At 43.9% G+C, this 25,894-nt stretch carries 21 protein-coding genes; 2 read left to right on the top strand and 19 right to left on the bottom strand.

All coding sequences use genetic code 11. The features are described 5' to 3' along the window. Positions 1 to 85: 85 nt before the first annotated feature. Positions 86 to 4,429 (bottom strand): DNA polymerase III subunit alpha, encoded by a 4,344-nt coding sequence (gene polC / locus DEAC_RS11045; RefSeq protein ID WP_047810130.1) that lies wholly within the window; start codon positions 4,427 to 4,429, stop codon positions 86 to 88. Positions 4,430 to 4,810: 381 nt separating this feature from the next. On the opposite strand from polC, the gene DEAC_RS11040 reads away from it, so the two are divergent. After that, positions 4,811 to 5,164 carry a CGGC domain-containing protein gene (locus DEAC_RS11040; RefSeq protein ID WP_047810129.1) on the top strand — a complete coding sequence of 118 codons (354 nt, stop codon included), beginning with the start codon at positions 4,811 to 4,813 and terminating at the stop codon, positions 5,162 to 5,164. 199 nt (positions 5,165 to 5,363) lie between these two features. On the opposite strand, the gene pruA is transcribed toward DEAC_RS11040, so the two are convergent. The 6 genes from pruA to DEAC_RS11010 form a co-directional block, all read right to left on the bottom strand. Next, the gene (gene pruA, locus DEAC_RS11035) at positions 5,364 to 6,995 is read right to left on the bottom strand and encodes an L-glutamate gamma-semialdehyde dehydrogenase (RefSeq protein WP_047810128.1); all 1,632 of its coding nucleotides are present in this window, start codon (positions 6,993 to 6,995) and stop codon (positions 5,364 to 5,366) included. 158 nt (positions 6,996 to 7,153) lie between these two features. Further along, entirely contained in the window at positions 7,154 to 8,302 is a 1,149-nt protein-coding gene (locus tag DEAC_RS11030) for an NAD(P)/FAD-dependent oxidoreductase (protein WP_047810127.1), read from the bottom strand. After that, positions 8,286 to 8,573, bottom strand: a complete 288-nt coding sequence (locus DEAC_RS11025) for a (2Fe-2S)-binding protein (protein ID WP_047810126.1) — start codon at positions 8,571 to 8,573, stop codon at positions 8,286 to 8,288. The genes DEAC_RS11030 and DEAC_RS11025 overlap by 17 nt, the downstream gene beginning before the upstream one ends. Further along, entirely contained in the window at positions 8,563 to 9,066 is a 504-nt protein-coding gene (locus tag DEAC_RS11020; protein ID WP_047810125.1) for a 4Fe-4S dicluster domain-containing protein, read from the bottom strand. Before DEAC_RS11020 ends, DEAC_RS11025 begins: the two co-directional genes overlap by 11 nt. Next, entirely contained in the window at positions 9,060 to 10,154 is a 1,095-nt protein-coding gene (locus tag DEAC_RS11015) for an NAD(P)/FAD-dependent oxidoreductase (RefSeq protein WP_047810124.1), read from the bottom strand. Before DEAC_RS11015 ends, DEAC_RS11020 begins: the two co-directional genes overlap by 7 nt. Then, positions 10,151 to 10,456, bottom strand: coding sequence for a (2Fe-2S)-binding protein (locus tag DEAC_RS11010; RefSeq protein WP_047810123.1), 306 nt, complete (start codon positions 10,454 to 10,456; stop codon positions 10,151 to 10,153). Before DEAC_RS11010 ends, DEAC_RS11015 begins: the two co-directional genes overlap by 4 nt. Before the next feature lie 546 nt (positions 10,457 to 11,002). Between DEAC_RS11010 and DEAC_RS11005 the strand changes: the two genes are divergently transcribed. Beyond that, positions 11,003 to 11,860, top strand: a complete 858-nt coding sequence (locus DEAC_RS11005) for a methyl-accepting chemotaxis protein (RefSeq protein ID WP_047810122.1) — start codon at positions 11,003 to 11,005, stop codon at positions 11,858 to 11,860. A gap of 217 nt (positions 11,861 to 12,077) precedes the next feature. Here DEAC_RS11005 and hypD read toward each other — a convergent pair whose 3' ends face one another. From hypD to DEAC_RS10945, 12 genes are all read right to left on the bottom strand, one after another. After that, the gene (hypD, locus tag DEAC_RS11000; RefSeq protein WP_047810121.1) at positions 12,078 to 14,435 is read right to left on the bottom strand and encodes a trans-4-hydroxy-L-proline dehydratase; all 2,358 of its coding nucleotides are present in this window, start codon (positions 14,433 to 14,435) and stop codon (positions 12,078 to 12,080) included. 100 nt (positions 14,436 to 14,535) lie between these two features. Next, positions 14,536 to 15,441: a glycyl-radical enzyme activating protein gene (locus DEAC_RS10995; RefSeq protein WP_200903121.1), complete on the bottom strand. Its 906-nt coding sequence runs from the start codon at positions 15,439 to 15,441 to the stop codon at positions 14,536 to 14,538. 173 nt (positions 15,442 to 15,614) lie between these two features. Then, a complete protein-coding gene (locus tag DEAC_RS10990; protein ID WP_047810120.1) occupies positions 15,615 to 16,331 on the bottom strand; it encodes an ABC transporter ATP-binding protein in 717 nt (238 codons plus the stop codon). After that, positions 16,328 to 17,098: an ABC transporter ATP-binding protein gene (locus DEAC_RS10985; protein ID WP_047810306.1), complete on the bottom strand. Its 771-nt coding sequence runs from the start codon at positions 17,096 to 17,098 to the stop codon at positions 16,328 to 16,330. Before DEAC_RS10985 ends, DEAC_RS10990 begins: the two co-directional genes overlap by 4 nt. Positions 17,099 to 17,210: 112 nt before the next feature. Continuing rightward, positions 17,211 to 18,167, bottom strand: coding sequence for a branched-chain amino acid ABC transporter permease (locus DEAC_RS10980; protein ID WP_047810119.1), 957 nt, complete (start codon positions 18,165 to 18,167; stop codon positions 17,211 to 17,213). Between the two features lie 3 nt (positions 18,168 to 18,170). Continuing rightward, positions 18,171 to 19,091: a branched-chain amino acid ABC transporter permease gene (locus DEAC_RS10975; protein ID WP_047810118.1), complete on the bottom strand. Its 921-nt coding sequence runs from the start codon at positions 19,089 to 19,091 to the stop codon at positions 18,171 to 18,173. A 104-nt stretch (positions 19,092 to 19,195) separates the two neighbouring features. Further along, complete coding sequence (locus tag DEAC_RS10970; RefSeq protein ID WP_047810117.1) at positions 19,196 to 20,356, bottom strand: branched-chain amino acid ABC transporter substrate-binding protein; 1,161 nt, start codon at positions 20,354 to 20,356, stop codon at positions 19,196 to 19,198. 577 nt (positions 20,357 to 20,933) lie between these two features. After that, the gene (locus DEAC_RS10965) at positions 20,934 to 21,716 is read right to left on the bottom strand and encodes an ABC transporter permease (RefSeq protein WP_242847130.1); all 783 of its coding nucleotides are present in this window, start codon (positions 21,714 to 21,716) and stop codon (positions 20,934 to 20,936) included. Positions 21,717 to 21,745: 29 nt separating this feature from the next. Further along, complete coding sequence (locus tag DEAC_RS10960) at positions 21,746 to 22,801, bottom strand: class I SAM-dependent methyltransferase (protein WP_242847148.1); 1,056 nt, start codon at positions 22,799 to 22,801, stop codon at positions 21,746 to 21,748. 36 nt (positions 22,802 to 22,837) lie between these two features. Further along, a complete protein-coding gene (locus tag DEAC_RS10955) occupies positions 22,838 to 23,614 on the bottom strand; it encodes an ABC transporter permease subunit (protein WP_047810115.1) in 777 nt (258 codons plus the stop codon). Beyond that, positions 23,607 to 24,560, bottom strand: coding sequence for an ABC transporter ATP-binding protein (locus tag DEAC_RS10950; RefSeq protein WP_047810114.1), 954 nt, complete (start codon positions 24,558 to 24,560; stop codon positions 23,607 to 23,609). Before DEAC_RS10950 ends, DEAC_RS10955 begins: the two co-directional genes overlap by 8 nt. Beyond that, positions 24,547 to 25,884 carry an ABC1 kinase family protein gene (locus DEAC_RS10945; protein ID WP_047810304.1) on the bottom strand — a complete coding sequence of 446 codons (1,338 nt, stop codon included), beginning with the start codon at positions 25,882 to 25,884 and terminating at the stop codon, positions 24,547 to 24,549. The genes DEAC_RS10950 and DEAC_RS10945 overlap by 14 nt, the downstream gene beginning before the upstream one ends. Positions 25,885 to 25,894: the final 10 nt, after the last annotated feature.

Below are 25,894 nucleotides of genomic sequence, written 5' to 3'. Positions count from 1 at the left end.
ATAACTTAAAATTATTGGTAGCATTCCAAACCACGAAATTTTAAAAACAGCCGATTTTTACAATGCTAAAAATCGGCTGTTTTTATCAGATGACATCAAAAAGACTTAATTGGTCACTTTCCGGAAGGCCTTGCAAACAGCCAAATCCTCTGAGCAAATCAATAGCGGCATTCCCGATCTTAGCACGTTTTTTCAGGTCCTCAACAGAGTTGAGAACTTTTTCTTGAACAGCGTTACAAATACCTTCGGCCGCCACAGTTCCCATACCGGATATACTGTTAAGGGGCGGTCTTAAGCCCTCTTCCTCGACCAGAAATTTCGTAGCATGGGATTTATATAAATCAATAGGCAGGAAATTAAAACCTCTTTCGTACATTTCCAAAACCAGTTCCAGATCATCGTACATATCTTTGTCTTTAGGAGTCGCCTGATTGCCCAGCATCTCAATTTCCTTCATCTTTGCCTTAACCTTTTCTTTGCCAAAGATCATAAATTCAGCGTCAAAGGCCTTTGCCCTAATGGTAAAGTAAGCTGCATAATAAGCCTTGGGTATGTGCACTTTGAACCAGGCAATCCTAAAGGCCATCATAACATAAGCCGCAGCATGAGCTTTCGGAAACATATATTTGATTTTGCGGCAGGAATCAATATACCATTCCGGCACTTCGTGTTCCCTCATCAACGCTTCATATTCAGCCCATTTTTCAGGATCCTTGAGTGCCTTACCTTTTCGAACCAGCTCCATGATTTTAAAGGCTGTATTAGGCGGGAGCCCCTTCTTAATGAGGTAAGTCATAATATCATCTCTGGTACACACTGCTTCACTTAAGGTAACCGTTCCTGCATCAATTAAGTCTTTGGCATTGCCCAGCCAGACATCGGTGCCATGGGAAAGTCCTGATATACAGATTAAATCCGCAAAGGTAGTTGGCCTTGTATCTAAAAGCATTCCCCTTACAAACTTCGTACCAAATTCAGGGATCCCAAAGGTTCCTACCTTAGAATTGATCTGCTCCGGAGTGACCCCTAAAACGTCCGTTGATGAGTATATAGACATGGTTTCTTTATCATCCATAGGAATCCTTTGAGGATCGACACCGGTGATGTCTTGAAGCATTCTTATGACCGTCGGATCATCATGGCCCAAAATATCAAGCTTAAGCAGGTTCTGGTCAATAGAATGGTAATCAAAATGGGTTGTGATGATGTCCGAATTCGAATCGTCTGCAGGATGCTGTACCGGGCAAAACTCAAAAATTTCTCTCCCCTTGGGGACAACGATAATTCCGCCCGGGTGCTGTCCGGTAGTTCTTTTTATCCCCGTACATCCTTTGGAGATTCTGATAATTTCAGCTTTATTGACAGTGCGGCTCTTTTCCTCATAATATTTTTTCACATAGCCAAAAGCCGTCTTATCGGCAATCGTACCTATTGTTCCGGCCTTAAATGTTGTACCCTTACCAAAAATAACCTCCGTATATTTGTGAGCTTTGGCTTGATATTCTCCGGAGAAGTTCAAATCAATATCCGGCTCCTTATCGCCATTAAAACCCAAAAAGGTTTCAAAGGGAATATCGATGCCATCCTTTGCCAAGGGCTCTCCGCAATTGGGACAAACCTTGTCCGGCAAGTCAAAACCAATTTTGCAGCCATAATCGGAAAAGTCCGAGTACTTGCACTTAGGGCACCTGTAATGAGCCGGCAGGGCATTGACCTCGGTTATACCGGTCATATAGGCTACCACAGACGAACCAACAGAACCCCTGGAACCAACCAGATAGCCGTCTTCATTTGATTTCCACACCAGCTTTTGCGCGATGATATACATCACTGAGAACCCGTTTTTGATAATAGAATCCAGTTCCCTGTCAAGCCGCATCTGGACGAGCTCCGGCAAAGGATCGCCATAAAGCTCATGAGCCTTACTAAAGGCAATATCCTTAATTGTCTGCTCGCAGCCTTCAATATGCGGCGGGCATTTTTCCGCTGAAATCGGACTGATGGGCTGACACATCTCAGAAATCAGATTGGTGTTGGTAACCACCACTTCATAGGCCTTTTCAGTTCCTAAATAGGAAAATTCCTCAAGCATCTCCTCAGTCGTTTTTAAATATAAGGGTGCCTGATTATCTGCATCCTTAAAGCCCTGTCCTGCTTCCAAGATGCGCCGGTATATCTCATCTTCGGGGTCCATGAAGTGAACATCACCTGTCGCAACGACGGGCTTGTTTAATTTTTCACCCAAAGCCACAATTCTTCTGTTAATATCCTTTAAATAGTCTTTGTCCGGCACCTGTTCTGTTCTGACGAGATAATCATTATTGCCCAGAGGCTGAATCTCTAAATAATCGTACTCTTCAGCAATAGCTTCAATTTCTTCGTCGGATTTCCCCAGCAAAATGGCCTGGTAAAGCTCCCCTTCACTGCAGGCACTGCCAAGGATTAAACCTTCGGAGTATTGTTTATAAAGGCTCTTGAGGATGCGGGGTTTTTTGTAAAAATAATCCAAATGCGAATAAGAGACCAGCTTATATAAATTCTTTAGGCCAACATAGTCTTTAGCCAAGATTATGGCATGATACGTTTTAAGCTTCTTATAGGCTTCCTTGGCAGCTGTTTCATCGTGACTATACCGGTCTATATCTTCTAGGGTTTCCGCTCCCCTTTGCTTAAGCTTTTCCAGCATGACCATAAAGACCTTAACAGTAGTATCTACATCATCTAAGGCTCTATGAGCGACCTCTACCTTAATACCCAGATTTTTAGCTATTCTCCCTAGTTTATACGTTTTGAAATCAGGGAAAACCTCTTTGGCCAAGGACAAAGTGTCCAAATAGGTGTAATCGAACTCATAGCCCAAAATGTTCGCATTGTGCTTTAAGAAGCCAAGATCAAATTCCGCATTATGAGCAACCAAAACGCTGTCCTTAATAAACTCCAACATTTTGGGGAAAACCTGTTCAATAGTTTCCGCATTCCTTACCATATCATCGGTTATGTTGGTAACCTCGACAACTCTTGCCGGAATAGGCTTTTGAGGATTGACAAAACAGCTGAATTGATCGATAACCTTTCCCGCCTGAAGTTTCATAATCCCCAATTCGGTAATTTTTTCCGTCACAGGCGAAAAACCCGTTGTTTCCAGATCCAGCACGCAATACGTTGTATCAATGCTTTGTCCCCTTGGATTAGTGACAGAAGGCCTTTTGTCCGGTGCCAGATAAGCCTCCACTCCGTAGATAATCTTCATATCAGGATTATCTCTGCCTACGAGCTTATACGCTTCAGGAAAAGACTGAACTACTCCATGATCCGTTATGGCGATGGACTTCATGCCCCAGCTCATCGCTCGCTTAATTAAATCCGTGGCACTGGTCATCGCATCCATTTGACTCATCTGAGTATGCATATGCAGTTCGACCCGCTTTACCTCAGCCATGTCCTGCCGCTTAGCCTTTTTCCTGCCCGCTGTTTCAACAATGGTATTGGCAATAAGCTCGACTTCCCCGGAAAACTTGCTGTAACCGGCATTTCCGGATAAGCGGACACCCTTAGACTTTTTAAGCCTGGATAATACCTCGCCGTCTTCGCCGGGTTTAAGAAAGGTTTTACAGGTCATGGAACTTGAGCCGTCATACAAATCAAAAGAAATTAAAGTTTTTCCGCTTCTTAACTCCTTGGCCTCTATATTGGACAGTTCGCCCTCCAAAGCGATCTTTCCCTCATCAGGTGTAATATCAGTGATTTTAATAACCGACTCCTTGATATTAGCGTTTCTTCCTAATATCAAAGAAGAATTTTCTTTTTTTCCATCGCTCTCAGTTTTTATTTCCCGCTTGTTTCCTTGACCTTCCTTAGGGGGTACCGGAGCATTATTGCTTGGCGCAGCCATAGTTTCCTTCTGCAGCAGCAGCATTTCCTCAACATAAGCATCTTCTTGCACTCTCATTGATTCATCAAGGCTTACGTCATCAAGGAAATTTATTTGATAGGAAGTGCCGTAAAGGCTTTTTACGGCGTCCTGAATTAATTTATCGTAACCTTTGGCTTTTAATAAGTAAGATATTCCAATTTTAAACTTAAAATTGATCGTGTTTTGGGTTATTTCATAATCGCTATTATTGAGAGCCGATTTTAAGACCGGATTTTTGCCCGCCAACGACAAGACAATATTTTTAAGCTCCTCTTCTAAGGGCTTTCTGTCAGCTCCCTCCGTATACTCGATGGTGATGATGGAATCATTTAAAGCCAATCTGTTCTTGATAAACTTATTAATTCCTTCAATCTCTCGAATGTCGATATATTTATCGGAGCAGAGTTTCATTTCCAGGATTTTTGAGTTTTTGTTTAAAACAACAGCTTCAACAACTGCAGTAGTTATGTTGCCTTCTGCTTCATAATCGCTAAAAATTTCATTAATTCTTTTCATGCTACTCCCTATATCTCTCCTACGTTTTAAAATAAGAAATAGATGACATGGGTCATAGATATTCTTTAAAAAAGTTAAGCGAAGAACTTATAGATGAATTTTTGATAAAGCAATTTTATTAACTTCAAATTATTATACCAGCTCTTACTGTTCTTTTCATTATCAAAGCCCTCTTTATCTTGCGAAAACTGATCTGCCCAAAACTTATCTAATCCACGACCGTAGTCCTCCAAGCTCCCAGAGCAACGAATTAGCCCCGGTGTAGCCTTTAACCTTCGCTTTAGTTATGGTAAACATTGCAAATTACATTTTGAGGAAATAAAGGATAACTTGGCCTATTGCCGAATACTTACTCATTATTTGAAAGGAGGAATTAGATCAATGGCTAATATCTTAATTGTTTCATGTGCAAAAATTCGTGATATTAGTTGTGTAGCTTGTTTAAAATGTTTTAAAGCTGCTCAGCTAAAAGAGGGTGAATTTGCCAAGTATGACTCGGTTCAGATCGTGGGCAACAGCAGCTGCGGCGATTGTCCCGGCCTAGTGATGCCTAAAGTTGGTTTAGTCATGGAAATGTCAGATTATTTAGATCGCGAAATTGATGCCATTCATATTGCTACCTGTGTTGTAAAAGCAAAGACTACTGCCGGCTGTCCAATCGATCTTGACGGAATTAAAGCAAAACTAGAAGCAAAATTTGGTAAACCTGTCGTCTTAGGCACTCATAATTATTAATACTTAGACCCCGGCTTTGCCGGGGTCTTTTATACTTACACGTAAATCAGTAAAGGTATTATTATACTCCTGTCAGCATCATTGCTCACATTACCAGCCCTACACTACTATCTTGCTAGTTATACGTAAAGCCCATTCCTCTTCGAGAGTGAGCGTCGAAAACTTCAGGAATGGTCAGATTAGGCCTAAGAACAATATCTTATTCCTCCATCATATATGGATAATTAACAACGGTACGGGGAACCATCGCCTCTTTGATAGCCCGTTGGCTTATCCAGCGATATAAGTTAATAGCGCTGCCCGCCTTATCATTCGTGCCTGAGGCGCGGCTTCCGCCAAAGGGCTGCTGCCCGACAACAGCACCAGTCGGCTTGTCATTAATATAGAAATTTCCGGCCGCATGGTCCAAAGCTTTAGCAATCTTGATAACCGCAGCTCTGTCCTGAGCAAATACAGCGCCCGTCAAGCCATAGATCGTTGCCGTATCGCAGGCTTTCAGGGTTTCTTCCAATTTGTCATTGGGATAGACATAAACGGTCATAACCGGTCCAAAGATTTCTTCCACCATAGTCTTAAAGTTGGGAGTCTTGGCTAAAATGACCGTCGGCTCAACAAAGTAACCAACGCTGTCATCACAGCCGCCGCCAAAGATGATCTCTGCATCCTGAGATTCTCTGGCATAATCAAGATAGTTTTTAATATTCAAGAAGGAACTACGATCAATGACCGCATTCATGAGATTGGTAAAGTCCCGGACATCGCCCATCTTAATCTTGCCGATTTCCTCTTCAAGTCGCCCTTTTAATTGGCTCCAAAGGCTCTCCGGAATGTAAGCGCGAGAGGCTGCCGAGCACTTCTGCCCTTGATATTCATAAGCCCCAAGAACCATGGCACAGGTGAGAGCTTCGATATCCGCCGATTCATGCGCAAAGATAAAGTCCTTGCCGCCCGTTTCACCAACAAGACGAGGATAAGAAACATACTTGGCGATATTACTGCCAACTTGGTTCCAGATCCCGTTGAATACTGCGGTAGAGCCGGTAAAGTGAAAGCCCGCCATCTTAGGATGACTTACCACCACCCTGCCAAAGTCGGTGCCCCTGCAAGGCACAAAATTGATAACCCCGGCAGGCAGACCGGCTTCCATCAAGATTTGCATAAAGTAATAGTTGGAAAGAACCGCCGTTGATGACGGTTTCCACAAAACAGTGTTGCCAACAATCGTCGGTGCAGTCGAGAGATTGCCGCCAATTGAGGTGAAATTAAACGGAGTAATTGCTGCTACAAAGCCGTCCAGAGCGCGATATTCAACGCGATTCCAGACACCGGGTGTATTCATTGGCTGCTGCTTGTAGATTTCTTGAGCGTAGTAGGTATTAAAACGCAGGAAATCTGCCAGTTCGCAAATCGCATCAATTTCAGCTTGGAAGGGGTTTTTGCTTTGGCCAAGCATGCAAGAAGCAGCCACTTTAGCTCGATATTTTCCTGTTAACAGATCCGCAGCTTTTAAGAATATCGTTGCTCTGTGCTCCCAGGGCATATTTTCCCATTCTTCTCTCGCAGCCTCAGCAGCTTCAATAGCCAGGAGCAATTCTTTTTCTCCGGCAACATGGTACTCACCGAGGACCTTTTGGTGATCATGAGGGCAGATCATTGGGGCTTTATTTCCAGTCCGTATTTCCTTGCCGCCAATAATTATCGGCACTTCAACAGGGTTTGCCAATTGCCGCTCAAGCTCTGCCTTGATAGCGGCACGTTCCGGGGACCCCGGCATATACCCTTTTACAGGTTCATTTTCAGGAAATTTGAGTTCAAAATAAGCATTATTCATTTGGATTTTCCTCCTCGTTATTAATCATTTAAGTCATAAATTTATCCGGTTTTTAAGACCCCCTTTTCTATAAGTGGGGGTGGGTATCTGAAGCCCCAATATTCGGCTTTAGCTGAACGATTTCACTTGTTTGAGGATCGCACTATATCCTGGCCACTTTAGACGACGGCTGGCTCAAGCAATAACTCTCCCCGGCGGAAACGGTCTAGACCAAATTTTTCAATGGGCATAAAACATTCTTGACCGAGAATTTTCTGCGCCAAAAGAACGGCTGTCTGGGGACCGACCATGAAGCCATGGCCGCTGAATCCTGCGGCTACCCACATTCCTTGGGCGTCAGGAATTTCAGCGAAAATCGGATTGGCATCCGGACTCATATCATAAAGCCCCGACCATTGCCGGACGACACGGAGATTCTTTAAAAGAGGCAAAACAGTGATAGCTTGACGGGCAACGTCCTCAAGGAACTCCCAACTGGAATGAATATTAAAATCTTTCGGTTCGTTGGGATCGCCCACCCCCATAATAAAACTGCCGTGAGGCGTCTGCTGACAGTACAGACGATGGTGTAAGGAAATGACCATAGGACCTTGGCAGGGTTCGACAGCCTCAGTTACCAGTGCTTGGTGCCGCTGCGGATAAAGCGGGAGATCAAAGCCGACCATCTTACAAATTGTACCGGCGGCAAATCCGCAGGCGTTAATGACGATGGAAGTGTTAATTTCCCCTTTCGTCGTCTGAACGGCGGTGACTTTACCCTTCTCCCGTTTGATGCCAGTAACCGTCGTATAGGTTTCATAGTTGACCCCGAGCCGCCGCCCTGCTTTATAATAGGCATCAACCACATGAAAAGGATTAGCATGACCGTCTGATTGACAGAAGGTCGCACCGACCAAACTGTTGATATTCAAATGAGGTACAATTTCCTGAGCTTCTTGAGGCGTAATCATTTTAGTGGAAATCCCCAGACTATGCTGGACAGCCACATTTTTTTTATACTGTTCCCATTCACTTTCAGTATAGGCAACCATTAGATAGCCGCCCTGTTTAAATTCAATATCCATGTCATAATCAAGTTCTTCATTCATGGATTCGAAACGTTTTACGCTGTCCCGGGCAAGAATAGCATTGGTTTCTGTCCCCCATTGCTGCCGCACTCCGGCACCGCAGCGTCCTGTTGCTCCCGAAGCAAGGTATTGTTTTTCAATAACGACAATGTCTTGGACACCCCGCAGGGCCATTTCATAAGCTAAGGCGCAGCCTGTAATTCCGCCGCCGATAATGACAACGTTAGCTGTTTTCTGCAAGTGATTCACCCCCCGCAAAGGTTCCCAGTTTTACAGGTTTTACAGTCGGCCGAAAGGTTGGCATCAGAACTTCTGCAACAGGAATTCCATAGGCCTTAGACAGTTCTTGAGCAATTAACATCCGGCAAGTCCGTCCTTGACAAGGTCCCATTCCGGCACGGAGGACCCGCTTTATTTCATCAATAGTCCGGTAACCTTGCTTAATCAAGGCTTGTATTTCCTCTAAAGTAATATCTTCACAGCGACAGACGATGGTCTCTTTATCCAGCATGTCTAATCCCTCCCCTGCGAATACCGCGCACTTCCATGGCCAGTTCTTGGGGCACGGCCAGCCACACTGTGTAGGTTTTATTTTTCGAGCCGCCGGACTGAATCTTTTTCACCTTAAAGGTACCCAGTTCTTTTCCGGCCCGGTCAACCCCAACGACTTCCTCCTCTTCCTGAGGGAGCGGGAGATATTCATAGGGAATTCTCACCACAGCTTCCTCCGCACTATAGGAACCATCAACTACAAAAATGGCTAATCCCGGACAACGGCTGAGGCAGACTCCACAGCCGTTGCATTTGTCGAAGTCCATCTTCGGTAAGTCGTTAATATCCTGCAGCGGCAGGATGGCACCCTGCTTACAGGCTTCTGCACAGGGATTGCAGGGAATCTTTTGAAAGCATTCGATAATGGCGACCGGCCCTTTCTTCAAGCGCTCCTGAGATGGAGTGACAGTCTTCACATCTTCAGTTGAGGGAATTCCAGTTTTGTTTAACACCCTGCTCCCCCCTTTCCCATCAGTTTTTTAAGTCCTTGCATCGTCTTTTGGCCTGCCGGTCCCGCCCGCAGTTCACTTAACTCTACCAATGCCTCAGCTTGAAGTTTCAGAGCCGCATCTTTGCCGTAACCTAAGCTATAGGCAGCACTTATTCCTGCCAAGCGTCCTTCCACCATAGCAGAGCTGGCTTCTTCGACTCCGCTGACATCCCCAGCTACATAGAGACCGGGACGGGTCGTTTCCAAATATTCATTTCTTAAGGGCACGTGTCCGGAAAGTTCCGCAACATAGTGCATCTGACAGTCTGCTTGGAAACAGAGTTCGGTTAAGGGGCTCAAACCGACCGCCAGACATATTACATCAACTTTTAAGTCTTGTTCGCTCCCTGAAATAGGCCGCCAATTCTCATCCAATCGACAGATGATTGCACCCTCAACACTTTCTTCTCCGTAGGCTTCTTTTATCGTATGAGATGTCAGAATCGGAACACCGGCGCGCCGGATCTTCGCAGCATGAACTAAGTATCCGCCAATCGTTGGTGCAGCCTCGATAATGGCGGCAACATCGACACCAGCTTGCAGCAATTGATAAGAAACAATAAGTCCGATATTTCCGGCACCGATCATAAGTACACGTTGCCCCGGGACAATGCCATGGACATTCATAAGCGTTTGAACCGCCCCGGCTCCGTAAATTCCCGGCATATCGTTATTGGGGAAGGTTATCATTTTCTCCGAAGCGCCTGTCGCAATGATAATCTTTTGCGGCTTTATTTTTAGGTGTTGACCGTCTTTTTCGGCGGTAACCACACCATCTTCATAAATTCCTAAAGCCGTGGTTCCTGACCAAACTTCAACCTTTGCCTTAGTGGAACACTGCTCAATCAGCAAATTTCCGATCTGATAGCCCCGCTCACCGGCATACTGTTTGCGGGAGCCAAAGAACTTATGGGTCTGTTTAACTAATTGGCCGCCAAGTTTGTCGTCTCTTTCAATAATCAGAATTCCTGCCCCTAAATCAGCAGCCGCTGCAGCAGCACATAAACCGGCCGGTCCGCCGCCAATAATGAGAACTTCTATCTCTTTCAACGCAGGCACCCCTTTCCTTGCTGCGTCTCCACCTGCATGCCCGGTTTAACCTTTTCTACACAAATCCTGACATTCGGTTCCCCATCAACGATCATAAGGCAGGATGAACAATTGCCGATGGCACAGAAAAGGCCCCTTGGCCTATGCTTTTCCGGACTATGACCTAAGACCCTAACCCCTGCAGCATGGAGGGCAGCGGCTATGGTTTCTCCTTCATAACTTTTAATTTCCTGGCCGTCGAAGAAAAAGGTTATCTCATCTCCTCGCTGGAAATCCAAAATTGGATGCTCATTAATTCGCACAGACGTCACTCTCCTCAGTTCCTAATTGACGAACTTAAATCGAACTTGTTTTTAAATTGCAATTTCTGTGCCAAATGTTGAACCTGTATATCTTGGAAAAACCGGTCTCGATTGGAATGGAAATTAAACTAAAGAGTTAGTTCTAAGCCCCCTATATTTGATGTATAACACTCCGCGTATCTTATATTCTGTTCAATAGTGTTCAAAATGTTTAAACACCTTGAACACTATTGTTTAATAATCGTTCCGTTTCGTTAAAGTTGTCTTTGCCTTTACCGTCATTGGAAAACGAAAGAAAAAAATTGGCCATCGCAAAATAAAGACAAGAAAAAGTCGAAAAAGCTAATAAATTTTGTTATTGTAAACTAATATGTGATATCTTATAATGCTATTATATATTTGTACTTAAAATTCGGGATATTTAGAAAAGGAGAAATCTGAGAAATAGCAACCAACAGTCCCACGCTATCAATAATGTAATTCTTAAGGCTTTATATTTCATTTATAGGAGAATCCGATACTAGATTGAATAGGGAGTCTTTAAGCATGAATGTAAAAGATCTTAATTCATTTATCGAAACCTTGCCTAGCTTATTAGATGTAATGCAAGATGACATGACAATTTTAGTATATGATTTAGAAACCATGACTTTCAAAGCAGTTTTAGAAGGCAAGAACCTTAAAACAAACTTAAAGGCGGGAGATTCATTTAATGATAGCCGGGGCTCTTTCAAATATCTTAAAGAAAGCAAAAGACAAGTTCGTTCAATAGTGCCAAAAGGTTATTTCGGGGTTCCGGCCAAAGGATGTCTCACACCAGTTTTTGATGAAAAGGGAAACGTTGTTGCCGTAGTCTCCGTTTCCAAGAGTATGGAAATTGAAACCCAAATCGAGGAGATTGTTACCTTTCTCTTAGAATCTTTCGAACAACTAAATGTGGGTGTGGGAGAAGTTGCATCGGGATCTCAAGAACTTGCTGTTTTTATCAAGGAAACCATGGAGTTCAGCGAAAAAACTCAGCAAAAAATTTCAGAAATAGATGGGATTACCCAAAAAATCAAAACTATCTCGTCACAATCTAATTTATTGGCCTTGAATGCCTCAATAGAGGCCGCCAGAGCAGGTGAGGCAGGAAAAGGTTTTAGCGTGGTAGCGAAAGAAATGGGAGTTTTATCAGGTCTAAGTAAAGAATCCACAGAATTGGTATCAAGATCACTCCAAGAAATAAAGAACGCTATTGACACCATTGCCAAACAAATCAGTAAAACAAGCCTTACCGCTGAAAACCAGGCTTCTGCAACAGAGGAAATAGCAGCCACCTCTGATGAGATAGTCACAACTACAAAGCGGCTTGCCCAGATTACACAGATTTCAACGTTTGAAGAAGAATTAGCTCAAAAATAGCAAACTCGTTCCAGCTTTAGCTGAACATCAAGGCTTCGGTGACGAGAGTGTCCTGTGGACACTTTCGCCGAAAGCGCCTAGCCCCTAACAAATACTATCGCGCTGAAGGATGAACTTCCCCTCCACCGAAGCAGAGAACGGTGGTTGATAACAAAAGCCCTTACCATTAATTCGATTCAGTTCATCGAATCAATGGAAGGGCTTTTTTCCTTTTATCTTATAAGGCTGTATGCTCTGTTCGGGCAATAATTTCCTCCTGCAGAGCTTCGCTGAGATCGCAGAAATAATCGCTGTATCCGGCAACACGGACGATGAGATCACGGTACTTTTCCGGTTCCTTCTGAGCTGCCCGCAGGGTTTTAGCGCTGACAACATTAAACTGAATGTGGTGACCGCTTAATTTGAAGTAGGAGCGAACGAGCTGGACTAATTTTTCAAGTCCTTCATCCCCCTCGACAACCTGGGGAGTAAACTTCAGATTCAGCAAAGTACCTCCTGTGCGGGCATGATCCATTTTCGAAGCGGATTTGATAACCGCCGTCGGTCCTAAACGATCAGACCCTTGAACGGGCGAAATCCCTTCAGAAAGCGGTTCCCAAGCCCTGCGGCCATCAGCCGTCGCACCAATGACCGAGCCGAAATACACGTGACAGGTGGTCGGCAGCATGTTAATGCGATAAACCCCGCCTTTCGTCGTTGGCCGCCCATTGACTTCATTATAATAGGCGTTGAAAATGTCAACCATTATTTCATCGGCATAGTCATCGTCATTGCCAAAATGGGGAGTTTTGTTCAGCAGCAGCTGACGAACTCCTTCGTATCCCGTAAAATTTTGCTCTAAAGCCTTCAGCAGTTGTTCCATGGTCAAGTCCTTTTGCTCATAAACATGATAACGAATGCCTGACAAGGTATCAGTAAGGCTGCCCAGACCAACGCCCTGAATATAGTTCGTATTATAGCGAGCACCACCGTCGTTGTAATCCTTGCCTTTAAGAATGCAATCGTCGATGAGTATAGACAGAAAAGGCGAGGGCATGTAGGCGGCATAAAGACGCTCGATGATATTACTTCCCTTAACCTTAATGTCAATAAAATAATGAAGCTGCTTTTTAAAGGCCTCAAAAAGTTCTTCATAGGAGCTAAAGTTATTTGGATCGCCGGTTTCCAGACCTAATTGCCGACCTGTCCGCAGATCAATCCCGTTGTTCAAAGTCAGTTCAAAAATTTTCGGCAAGTTGAAATAGCCTGTAAGGATATAACTTTCTTTGCCAAAGGCTCCTGTCTCAACGCAGCCGCTGGTACCGCCCTGGCGGGCATCCTCAATGGATTTACCCTGGCGCAGCAATTCTTCAACCACAGAGTCGGCATTAAAGACGGAAGGCTGACCCCAGCCTTTGCGGATGATGCGAGCCGCTCTCCTGATAAAACGATCAGGATTCTTTTTGCTTAGCTGAATATTAGAGCTGGGCTGCAAAAGGCGCATTTCATCGATGACATCTAAAACGAGGTAAGTGACGTCATTAACCCCATCCGAGCCATCCGCTTTTAGTCCGCCACTGTTGATATTGGCAAAATCCGTATACGTTCCGCTTTCCGCTGCAGTTACCCCTACTTTAGGCGGTGCCGGCTGGTTGTTAAATTTAACCCAAAAACACTGCAAAAGTTCCTTAGCTTTTTCTTCGGTCAAGGTCCCATCAGCTAACCCTTGCTTATAAAAAGGATATAAATGCTGATCCAGCCTTCCAGGATTAAAGGCATCCCAAGTGTTAAGTTCCAGGATAACACCGAGATGCACAAACCAGTAAGCCTGCAGAGCCTCCCAGAAATTTTCCGGGGCATGGGCAGGAACATGGGAGCATACTTCGGAAATGATTTCCAGTTCCGCCTTGCGCAGCGGGTCTTTTTCAGTTTGAGCGATTTCCTTAGCCTTTTGGGCATACCGCTCAGCAAATGTAATGATTGCTTCAGCGCAGATCCTCATGGCTTTTAGTTCTTCCTGCTTCTGATACGCTTCTGCATCGTTTAAATAATCCAGCCTTGCCAAGTGATCGTCAATTTTCTGAATAAAATCCAAAAAGCCGAAGCGATAGATTTTATCATCAAGAACGGTATGGCCCGGTGCCCTCTGCTCCATAAACTCCGTGAAAATACCCGAATCATAAGCCGCTTTCCATTTCTCGGACATCTCCTGAAAAATTAGATCGCGCATGGAATTTCCTTGCCAGTAAGGAATAATTTCCTGTTCGTAAGCATCACGAACCACCTGACTTACTTTAAAAGAAATCTTGGGTCGTGAGTCAAGAATATCCAAATCCTCAAGGGAGTGACAGCAAAGTTCAGGATACGTATAAGTCGCCTTAGGCGCAGGTCCTCGCTCCCCTACGATCAATTCTCCTGGATTGAGACATATCTCTTTGCGTTCCAGCACGTATTTAAAGGCCAACGCTCTGCGGACAGGCACGGAGGTATTGCCGGCTTGACGATAAAATTCCGTCATCAATTCCGCCCTTTCCGCAGAAATATAGGCTTCAGTTTCTAAACTCTGCTGCCTGAGCATGGTTACTCGTTCATTCATTTCGGCCTCTCCTCCCCTCGGAAACTTCTTGATACTTTATTAATTTAATGCTCAATATATCAATACTAAATATAATGTTTTAGATGAATAAGCAGCAATACTAACCACCGATTTTAACCTTTAAGCCATACTGTTCCAGCTCGCCCTTGATCCGCTCCATCTGCTCACTCTCAGGAGCCTGGATATCCGGCAGCTGATATTCCAGGCCCAACCGTTTGTATTTATCCACACCAGCCCGGTGATAGGGCAGCAAATGAAGTTCTTGAACTCTTTTCAAGGAGGCAACGAATTCTCCAAGTTGGTGAAGGTTTTCTTTATCATCATTACAGCCGGGAGTGATCGGTACACGAACAAGAACCTTAGGATGGTGCTCTGTCAGCCAGCGCAGATTGTCCAGAATAAGTTCATTAGGCACCCCGGTGTAGTATTGGTGTCTCTGGGAATCCATGAGTTTTAAATCGTATAAAAAGAGATTAACATAGGGGCTGATCGTTTGGAGGATTTCAGACTTAACATAGCCGCAAGTCTCTACCGCTGTGTTTATCTCCTTCTTTTGACAGTCTTGAAGCAGTTCTGTTAGAAAGGTAGGCTGCATCAAGGCTTCTCCTCCTGAAAAAGTAGCCCCTCCTCCCGATTCATCATAAAAGACCAAATCTTTTTCAATCTCAGCCATAACCTGGCCAACAGACATAGTTTTTGCCACCAGTTCTCTCGCTCCGGCATGACAGACTTTACAGCAATCCCCGCACACCTTGCACTGAGCGCGCTTATATTCCAGCTTACCGGACGTCAGCCTAATTGCGTCTCTGGAACAACTTTCCAGGCACCGACCGCAGCCGATACAGCGATCCGGCCAATAGAACAGCTCTTGGTCATACTTTTGACTTTCCGGATTATGACACCAAAGACAATTGAGAGGGCAGCCCTTAAAGAAAACTGCCGTTCGAATACCTGGGCCATCATGAATAGAATATTTCATAATATTGATGATCTTACCATCTGTCACCTTCAACACTCCGTCTGTCTTGCTATTAACTCACCGGCAGCAGCACATCTTGCAAAGAATGATCCAAGGCACAACTTCCAAAATACGCTCAAAGGAGGCAGGAAAGCTGCTCTCCCCCACTAATAGTAACACCGCCGCCCGAATAAAAAAAGGAGATTTCATCCATAATCCTTCTATTCTCCCAGATAAGCCTTTGTTATTCTCTCATCTTGCCTGAGCTCGGTACTGTCCCCTTCCATGACCAGCTCACCGGTCTCTAAGACATAGCCATAATCCGCTAATTTTAGGGCTATCTTAGCATTTTGCTCGACAAGCAAGATTGTAGTTCCTTCAGAATTCAGCTGCTTAATAATCCGCATAATATCTTGAACAATCAAAGGAGCCAATCCCATGGAAGGCTCGTCTAACAAAAGAAGCTTGGGGTCAGTCATCATAGCGCGGCCTATGGCTAACATTTGCTGTTCCCCACCAGAGAGAGTTCCTCCGATTTGTTTTTGCCGATCTTTTAAACGGGGAAACATTTCAAAAACGTGTTCAATTCGCTTACGGCGCAAGGATTCATCTTTAAGGGTAAATCCCCCTAGTTCAAGATTTTCCTTAACCGCTAAATCCTTGAAAATACGCCGTCCTTCGGGAACATGGATTAAACCCATGCTGACAATCTTGTGGGCTTTCTCTTTACTTATATCCCGGCCATAAAACTCGATTTTGCCTGCAGATGCTTGAATCAATCCGGAAATCGTCTTTAACGTTGTTGTCTTTCCGGCACCATTGGAGCCAAGCAGGGTCACGATCTTACCCTTGGGCACTTCCAGACTTACTCCTTTAAGAGCATGAATTTTCCCATAAAACGTTTCAACATTTTGCAGGACGAGTGCTAAGTCGTTCATTCCTCATCCTCCTTACCCAAGTAGGCTTCGATAACTTTGGGATTGTTCTTGACTTCTTCAGAAGATCCTTCAGCTATTTTCTGGCCATAGTCAATGACCACAATTTTTTCCGAAACTTTCATGACCAGCCCCATATCATGTTCTATCAACAGTACTGTGATACCTAAATCCTTCTGAATGCGTCGTATTAAGTCTACTAACTGGTCTTTTTCATCATGGTTGAGACCGGCAGCCGGTTCATCCAATAAAATAAGTTTTGGATGAGTAGCCAAAGCTCTGGCCCACTCTACACGACGTTGGTCACCATAGGCCAAATTACGGGCCAAACGGTCTTGTTTATCTAAAATACCTACAAAGTCAAGACACTCTTCACTGACCTGCCGAATTTTCTTTTCTTCCTGACGCTGACTGGGAAGTCTTAAAACAGCTCCCAGGACACCGGCAGACGTTCGGCTGTGCATGCCGGACATGACATTTTCCAAAACCGTCATATCTTTGAATAAACGCAAATTCTGAAAAGTTCTCGCCATACCCAATTTTGTAATTTTATACGGCTTCTGCCGAAAGATACTTTGGCCTTGAAATAAGATATCGCCTTCACTGCCTTTATAAAAACCCGTCAGACAATTAAACGCTGACGTTTTTCCTGCACCATTGGGTCCTATCAGACTTACAATTGAATTCTCATCCATATCGAAACTAAGGTTATTTACTGCTGTTAACCCGCCAAAACGAAGAGTTAACTTTTTCACTTCTAAGATAGGCATTATACTCATCCTTTTTTTTAAAGTTCCGGACATGCAAGTCGCTTTCTCAACGTTTCTATAAGGAAGGTAAAAAACATTAAACTTCTAAGTTCATTGAAACCCAAATGCCTCTCTAGCTTTTTCGTTCCGGCCAAAGACCTTGTGGGCGAAATACCATAATAATAACCAGGAGAATACCAAATAAGAGCATCCGCATCTGACCAATTTCCCGAAATATCTCCGGGAAGAAAACCAGGAATACGGCTCCCAGAATCGCACCGGGAATCTTACCCATTCCTCCTAAGATTACAGCCAGAAGAATCATCGCCGATTGAGTAAAGGCAAAGGTCTCCGGTGAAATAGCGGTCATCTTAACTGCAAAAAACGCACCCGCCACACCGCCAAAAGCAGCTCCAATCATATAAGCATAGAGTTTTGTTTTTACGGGATCAATGCCCATTGCTTCAGCAGCATCTTCATCTTCGCGAATATATTGCCAAGCTCGTCCCAGACGAGAATGATAGATGCGCAGAGACACGATAATCGCCAAAATTACTAAGATGAAAAATGTATAATAAAAATCAGTAATTTGATACAGCTTATGGCCAAAGATAGTCGGCCGTTGAATACCTACCAAACCACTTGCCCCGCCTGTAACCTTTAAGTTGCGGGCGGTGATACGGGTAATTTCCCCGAATCCCAAGGTTACGATAGCTAAGTAATCGCTGCGCAGTCTTAAGGTCGGTCCCCCGATGATAATCCCGGCTATAACACAAAAGATAACGGCGATAGGTATGGTAAGCCAAAAGTTCAGGCCGTATCTCATAAGGATTCCCGTTGTATAGGCTCCTACAGCAAAAAAGGCTGCATAGCCAAGGTCAACTAAGCCGGCATAACCAATAACGATGTTTAATCCCAGAGCCAGAATAATATAGAAAAACGTATTCGTCATAACTTCTTCTATATAGTTATTGACACCCAGAGGCAGTAAGGCAACGATTATAACCAATAGGGACAGGAATAAAACACGCGTTTTTTTGCCCTTTATCGTTTCAGTCACACGATCTTTAAAACCAACAGAATTAACCATCTGCTACATCCTCTCAATCTCGCTTTTACCCAAAATTCCGGTCGGTTTTGTAACCAGCAATAGGATTAAGATGCCAAACGTAAAAACGTCTTTCCAAGCAGATCCTACAAAAGGAAGCTGCGTTCCGGCCGTTTCCAAAAGGCCTAAAATAAGGCCCCCGAGCATTGCTCCCGGTATACTGCCGATTCCGCCGATAACTGCTGCGGTAAATGCCTTTAAGCCAATGATAAAACCCATGTAAAAATGAATGCTTCCATAATAAACTCCTGCCATGACACCGGCAGCAGCAGCCAAGGCTGAGCCGACGAAAAAGGTTAAGCTGATGGTCTTAGTGACATTAATTCCCATCAGGCGGCAGGCATCCTGATCAAGGGCTATGGCGCGCATGGCTTTGCCATACATAGTGCGATTGATAAACCAATATAAGCCAAGCATCAGAACAGCCGTCGCAACCACCATAATTATCTGAGTATAGGTTATATTCAGAGGCCCAACACTGATTCCGTCATAGCTCAGACTGGTTGTGAAGGCTTTATATTCCCCGCTCGTCATAACCATGACGGCGTTGAATAAGGTAAAGGATACACCTACCGCCGTAATTAAGAGAGACATACGTGGGGCATTTTTATTTAAGAGGGGCTGGTAGGCAACCCTATGTATTACTATTCCTAGGAATCCCACAAGAACCATACTGATCACCAAAGCGGCAGTAATTCCTAACCAACCGATCCCCAAAACACTTCCAAAAAGACCGAGAGCCCCAAATCCCACAAAGGCCCCTACCATATAAATATCCCCGTGGGCAAAATTAAGAAGTTTTATAATGCCGTAAACCATGGAATAACCGAGAGCTACAAGGCTATAAAAAGAACCTAAAATTAATCCATTCACAAGTTGTTGAATAATAATATAAAAATCTGTCATAACGTGCACCCCTTCACCCTCTTTGAACTAAAGACAAAGATTGTCTAAGGACGACTGGGAAAAAGTACCCGGTCGTCCTTAGCATCAGTTATTTTTATACTTTTTTATTGCAGAACAAATTGTCCGTTCTTGATTTGCAAGACGATAAAGTTACTCTCTTGTAACGTCTTATTGGGAGCAAAGGTTACTTTGCCGGCCAAGCCCTGGAAATCCTTGGTTTCGATCAAGGCCTTAATGATCGCCTTGCCATCAGTATTTCCAGCTCGTTTCATAGCATCTGCCAGCAAGTTTATCCCGTCATAAGCCAACGGGGCATAAGCTCCGGGGGTCTGACCATATTTCGCTTTATAAGCATCGGCAAACTGTTTTGCCGTCGGGAGGAATTCGGCAACGGGAGGCGACAGTACATAGGTGCCTTCTCCGGCAGCTCCGGCCATCTGGATAAGTTTAGGATCGCTGCTGCCGTCACCAACAACAATAGCTCCTTTATAACCGCCTTGACGCAATTGCTTAATTAAGAGGGCACCGTCTGCATAGTAGGCAGTCCAAAATACCAAATCCGTATTTTTAGATTTCAAACTTGTTACTAAGGATGAAAAATCCTGTTCTCCTTTAGTAGTAACGTCATGAGAAACTACTGTATTTCCTGCGGCTTTCCAAGCAGCTTCGGTTTGCTTTGCCAAATCAGAGGAATATGCATCCCCTTGTTCTACGATGGCAACATTTTTAGCTCCCAGCTTTTTAAAGAGTTCGACTGCTTTTTGAGTCTGGTGTACAGCCGTACCATTAATTTGGAAGGTATTTCCGGGATTTTCATCCGTAATTTTTGATGAGTTGGCAGCTTCAACGATATACGGAATATTTTTCTCGTTGTAGATTGTTAAGGTTGGAACAACTGCGCCAGAGCAATATCCTCCGACAATGGCAACTACCCCTTCAGAAACTAACTTATTAGCAGCTGCCGTTGCTTGCTGGGGATCACAGGCATCATCACCTGTAACGGTTCCTAATGTTTTACCATTAATTCCGCCTTTGGCATTCACCTCGGCGACAGCCATTTTGATAGCATTTTCCATATCTTTACCGTAGGTCGCCTCAGAACCGGTCATGGGTAAAGGTACGCCGATCTTAATATCTCCGCTGCTTGCTGTTGACTGATCGGATGAACCTGATGACGATGCACTGGATTGGGTACCGCAGCCTGAAACAATTACCGTAAAGGATAGAAGTGTCACCGCAAGTACACTAAGAAACTTTTTGGACATTTCAAATTTCCCCTCCTCATTTATGTAGGTTGCATTCCGTTGTAATTACAAGCTAAACATCACCTCCTATTTCCGGATCTAAACTCTTGCCCCCCAAATGACCAGAATTACGCAAATATTCAGACCTAGTTAGATGCAGAAAACCGCAGTTAACTCGTTCAGCTAAAGCTGATTAATGAAGTACCTACCCCCACTTATAAAAGTGGGGGGCTTAAAAACTGGATCAAAATAACCTCAGCTTAGCTATTGATAACAAGCCGAATCAGCCAAAGGTAAAGAAATCATAAATAAGGTAAGGTACCACTCAAAAGCAGCACCGGAACTTTTATAAAACAATTAGGCATAACAGGTTATATAGTAAAAATATGGCAATATTCTATAATCTAATACTCCGCCTTGTTCTTGATAAACAACGTTGTTTCCTCAAAAACTGTCAAATTTACAAATACATTTCTTTTAAAACATATTTAATATGATGATATAGTGCAATAGCAGCTCTGTCAATAATTTATTACCTAATATACATTATACTTTATGCGTGTTATATATAAGGAAGGAAACCATTAGGTTAATCGTCTTAAATTGCCAAATTCTTTCGTCGGAATACGAACCCTGAAAGAAACAGACAAGTTCCTGAAATACAGCTCAAGATAAGGCATTCTTTTGTCGGCAGCAATTTCCCCCGAAGAACTTCTTGGGGGCGAAACAGAGCAAAGGGCGTTACGTTTTGCAAGCCAGCAAATCGTTCACTGAGAGATGACATAACGTCGAGCCCATAAAAAATTACAGTTAAAGCGCTTACCAAAGGAACAGATACTTCTTCTGAGTTTAGGGACACACCAAAGAGCATGCTGTAGCCACTGACCACCGTACTCAAGCAAAACCCTAAGATTCCCATTCTGAAAAATCCCCACCTGTCAATGGTTACCTTAAAAAAAGCTGCTGCAGAATATATCCCTCCCACCGTAGCACCGGTTACCATCATTAATTCCGTTAAAAGCACTCCAATTTGGGTATTGATGATTTCTGAGCGGGACACTGGTGCTGACAAAGGATAAGCCATAAAACCTTGTTCAAGCATATGCGCAGTCAGAGCATTTGATGCGCTTATTCCGTAAACGGAAATAAGCAGCGTCCAGAACCTTCCTAATAATTGCGCCGAGATATAGGATTCATAAGATATATCTGTTTCTTCCTCGGAAACGCCAAACGCTCGTTTAACCGGTGTTGGAAAACTGTTTGGAAGATCTTCGATCACAGGTGATTCAATAAGAATCGGATAAACCCAGGTTATCAGCCACTCATAAAGCATCAGACCAAGGGAATAACCTATGACCTTTTTACCTTCATATTTAAGCATTGACCAATACAATGCATCGTTCATCATCGTCACCTCGACGTTTCCTGACACTCATCCGTTTTTCTGGCAAAGAAATAGTGGGACGTTCCCAAAGGCATAACCGCCATATCAACATCGTCGTATCCGGTTTGGAGCAATAAAGATCTAATTTCCTCTGTGGTGGGAAGTCCCTCGAAGCCCTGATGGCAGGCCAGAAAGAAGCTCATAAGATTTTGAGGAAGATGAGTCCGAAAAACTCGAACAGGAGAGCCCTTGCGTACTGCTGTTAAGATCCCTACTTGGCCGCCCGGCTTTAAAAATTCCCTAATGCTTCCCAGAAGTTGAATTCGTTGTTCCTGGGTGAAATAGTAGATACTATTGTTGAGCAGGCAAAGATCGAAGTTACCTAATTCCAAGAGAGAGTCTTTTTGCTGATAAACTAAGGAGAAAATATCCTGACAGAGAATCCGGATTCTTCCGTCATGTTCTTTAACTTTTTCCTGCGCTCTTTCAGCAACGGCAGGATTCATTTCAATACCTACTCCGCATAGATCTGAAAATTCGCTGCCTAAGATCTTTAAATAACGTCCTTCTCCGCAACCCAGATCCAAGACACTCTTCCATTGTTCTTTTTGACACTTACTGCGCAAGTAGGGCCAGACGAATGGCTCAGAGGCGATGGACGCTTTGGCAATCAGTTCTTCTTCCATATCTTTCTCTAACGTTAATTTTGCGCGTTGTTTGGTAATCAGACGAGGAAGTTCGGCAAAGCCTATGGCCCAATGCTCTACGAGTTCCTTATATAAGGCCTCTAAGCCAAGGCTTCTATATTTATTAATAGCTTTTGCTAATTTCGTCGCTTGAAAAAAATCATTCTTCTTGGTTAGCAGCTCCATATAGTGAGCTTGTTCTAACCAATGATCTAACAAGATTTCATCCCACTCAGGATGTATGATCATAAGTTCTTTTAAACTTCTTGCTGTTTCCATCTCCGCCCAAAGATTTAGCTCTAAACCGGTTTGAACCACCCACAAAAAACCAAGGTATTCCATCATACTGGTGGTTTTTGCCAGCAAGGACAACATACTTACGTCCAAGCGTCTCACTCCTCCATACTTTTCCAAGCAAATTGTTTCTTCATTCTAAATGCAGAGATCCTTCCTCTCAAAAACATAACAGGCAAGGGTCAAAAAGGCCGTTGAAAGGGTCATTAATGAAACGGTTTGCCAAGCGGGCGTGTCTCCTTCCAGTACTTCTTGAGGACGAAACCAGCCAAAGATCGTAAGATATTTAACCCAGGCAAAGCGATCATCAAGACCCGAAAAAATGTCGAGGGCATAACCGCTAAACGCCAAACAAGCAGCACTCAGAATAACGTATTCCTCATTATTAAAAAGGGTTGAAAAGAATAAGCTGTAGGAGCCTACGGTGAGAAACAGGGCAACAGCCAGGACTCCCAGACTAAGATAGGCTTTTTTGGCCAACGATAAGGCAAATAGTTTTGCTTCTGCCCATATCCCCAACTCCGTCAGAAGAACTATAAGAACCAATCCACTGATGAGCACCGCAGCCTGGGTTAAAAAAACCTCCCGCCGTCCTGCAGGAGAGGACAGCAAATAGGCCATTCCACCCTCGGAAACATATTGGGCTATTAATTCGTTAGCCGTACTTATGGTGTAGATTCCCATAACCAGGACCCAAACCTGCCCGAAGCATTGACTGGCAGCAAAAGATTCAAAACGACTGAGAGCATAATCTGAAGTCAGCCTAAAAACCCGCGCCAATTTCGGCAAGTTCTGAGATAGTTTAGTTATACTACTCGACTGAGACAAGGCCGGGAAAACCCCAATCAACAAAAGATTATAAAGGGACAGACCCAAGGCATAGCTGCAGGTTTTTTTACTTTGTCTTTTAAACATGGCTCGAAATAATGCTCTGTTCAACCGCCTCCCCCCTTTCGTAGAACTGCATAAATGCCTCTTCTAATTCCGTCATCCTCTGCAAAAAATCCTTAACCTGAACTTGAGCTAAAACCTTTAAAAGCGGATTCATATCACCCTGAATTTCAACGAAAACTTGATTAGCGCCGATTCGGCCAGCTTTTAAACCGCTTTCACAGATAAGTTGAGCTTGTTCAGGAGTTTCCAGCGTAATTTCAAAAGTCCGGCGTTGTTCCTGCCGCAGTTTTTGAATACCTTCGACAGCGGCCAGCTTCCCTGCCCGAATGATCCCTACCCTGTCACATGTCCGTTCTATCTCCGGAAACATATGTGAAGAAATTAAGATGGTTTTTCCACGGTTCTTTTCCTCTAAAACTAAATCGATAAATACTTTTTGCATCAGGGGGTCGAGACCAGAGGTAGGTTCATCTAAAATTAAAACCTCGGCATCCAACATCATCGTGTTAATAATCCCTAATTTTTGTTTCATCCCTTTGGACATTTTTTTAATAGGCTGTTTTAAGTTAAGATCCAAGTGCTCAGCTAAAGCATCTCGCCGCCTTGAAAAAACGAGACGGTTCCCATGCATTCCTGCCATTAGATTCAAAAACTCAAGTCCAGACATCTCTTTAAGAAAATTCATTTCTCCGGGAAGATACCCCACGAAAGCTTTAACCTCCTTGGACTCTTCCCAACAATCTAAGCTCTTGATCCGGGCAAATCCGGCGTCCGGTTTTAGAAAACCCATTAAATGGCGGATTACCGTGGTCTTCCCTGCGCCATTGGGTCCTAATAAGCCAAATACTTCACCCAGCCGAACATGAAAGGTGACATCTTTAAGCCCAACAATGCTGTTTGAAATTGCCTCCTTATTCTTTCCCCGAGCTTTTGTATAAATCTTCGATAATCCTTTAACCTGAATCATGGTTTAACACCTTCTTAGACGTCAATACTTTTTTGAACCAGTCTTTTATGCTCCACTGCTCCCAAAGCCAAAAACGCCGCAAGGGTTTGATTAACTCTGCTAAACTCATGGAAGGATCGAGTTCATGAATAATTCCTTCAAGAATTAACAGTGATTTACCTAAGAGGATAAACTCAGGAGGGAATTCAAGCTCATATTGAAAAGCCAGATTCATACAGTCGTTAATGACCTTCTGCAAATCCACTTGACCAAAGGGAACGTCCAAATGTCTTCGTTGTATCTCCGCAAGGTCCTGACATAAGCTTGCAAAGTCAACCCTTTTCGAAGAAACTCCCAACCGCAATATAGCTCCAGCCAAGGCTTGAGAATTACGCCGTCTTAAGGCCAAGATTGCCTTCAACAACTGTCGTTTTAAACGCGGATTTAAAACTCCTACAATCCCGAAATCGATAAATCCAATCCTTCCTCCGGATAAAACGATAATGTTTCCGGGATGGGGGTCTCCATGGAAAAAACCGTCCCTTAAAATTTGCAGGAGTAATGCCCGCCCTAAAAGCTCAGCGATTGTTCTGCCATCATAAAGAGTTAAGATTTTCTGTCGTTCATTAAGTTTTATTCCTTCAAGATAGGACATAGTCAGAACCTTTTTGGTTGTATGAGCCCAATAGATTTGTGGAAAAATTACATGCGGATCTTTGCTGAATCCCTGTGCCATCCTCTCAGCGTTTTTGCCCTCCGCTAAATAATCCTGTTCTTCTTGCAGCCATCTCGAAAATTCCGCAAGTATGCCCCGGAGGTAATAGCGTTTTAAGTTTGGGAAACGATACTCCACGACAGGAATGATTTCTCTCAAAATTTCCAAATCCGTTTCAATGACTCCCGTATCGGGGCGCTGGACTTTAACGGCAACCGGTGCGCCGGATTTCAAGCGGCCGACATGGACTTGGCCAATCGAAGCCGATGCTAAGGGAGAAGGCGTAATGTCCTGAAATATTTCTTGGATTGGAGCTCCTAACTCCTGCTCGATAGTACGGCTAATAAGAGCAAAGGGAACCTGAGGAACCCTGTCTTGAAGCTGCTCCAACTCATGAATAATGGGTAAAGGGATAATATCCGGGCGTGTGCTCGCAAACTGACCAAGTTTTATAAACGTTGGACCTAGCTCGTTCAAAACTCGGCGAATCCGCTGACCAAGATGTGCCATGACAACTTCATTTTTCCCCTGGCTTTTTAGGCCCTTGCTTTCAAAGAGAATAAAGCCAAATCCATGGCGAATCAGCACGGAAACAATCTCTTGATATCGGCCAAAATGCTGAAAAATCATTTCAAGCACG

Source organism: Desulfosporosinus acididurans (assembly GCF_001029285.1).
In the GTDB taxonomy this organism is placed as follows: Bacteria; Bacillota; Desulfitobacteriia; order Desulfitobacteriales; family Desulfitobacteriaceae; genus Desulfosporosinus; species Desulfosporosinus acididurans.
This window is presented reverse-complemented; position numbering and strand designations above follow the sequence as displayed.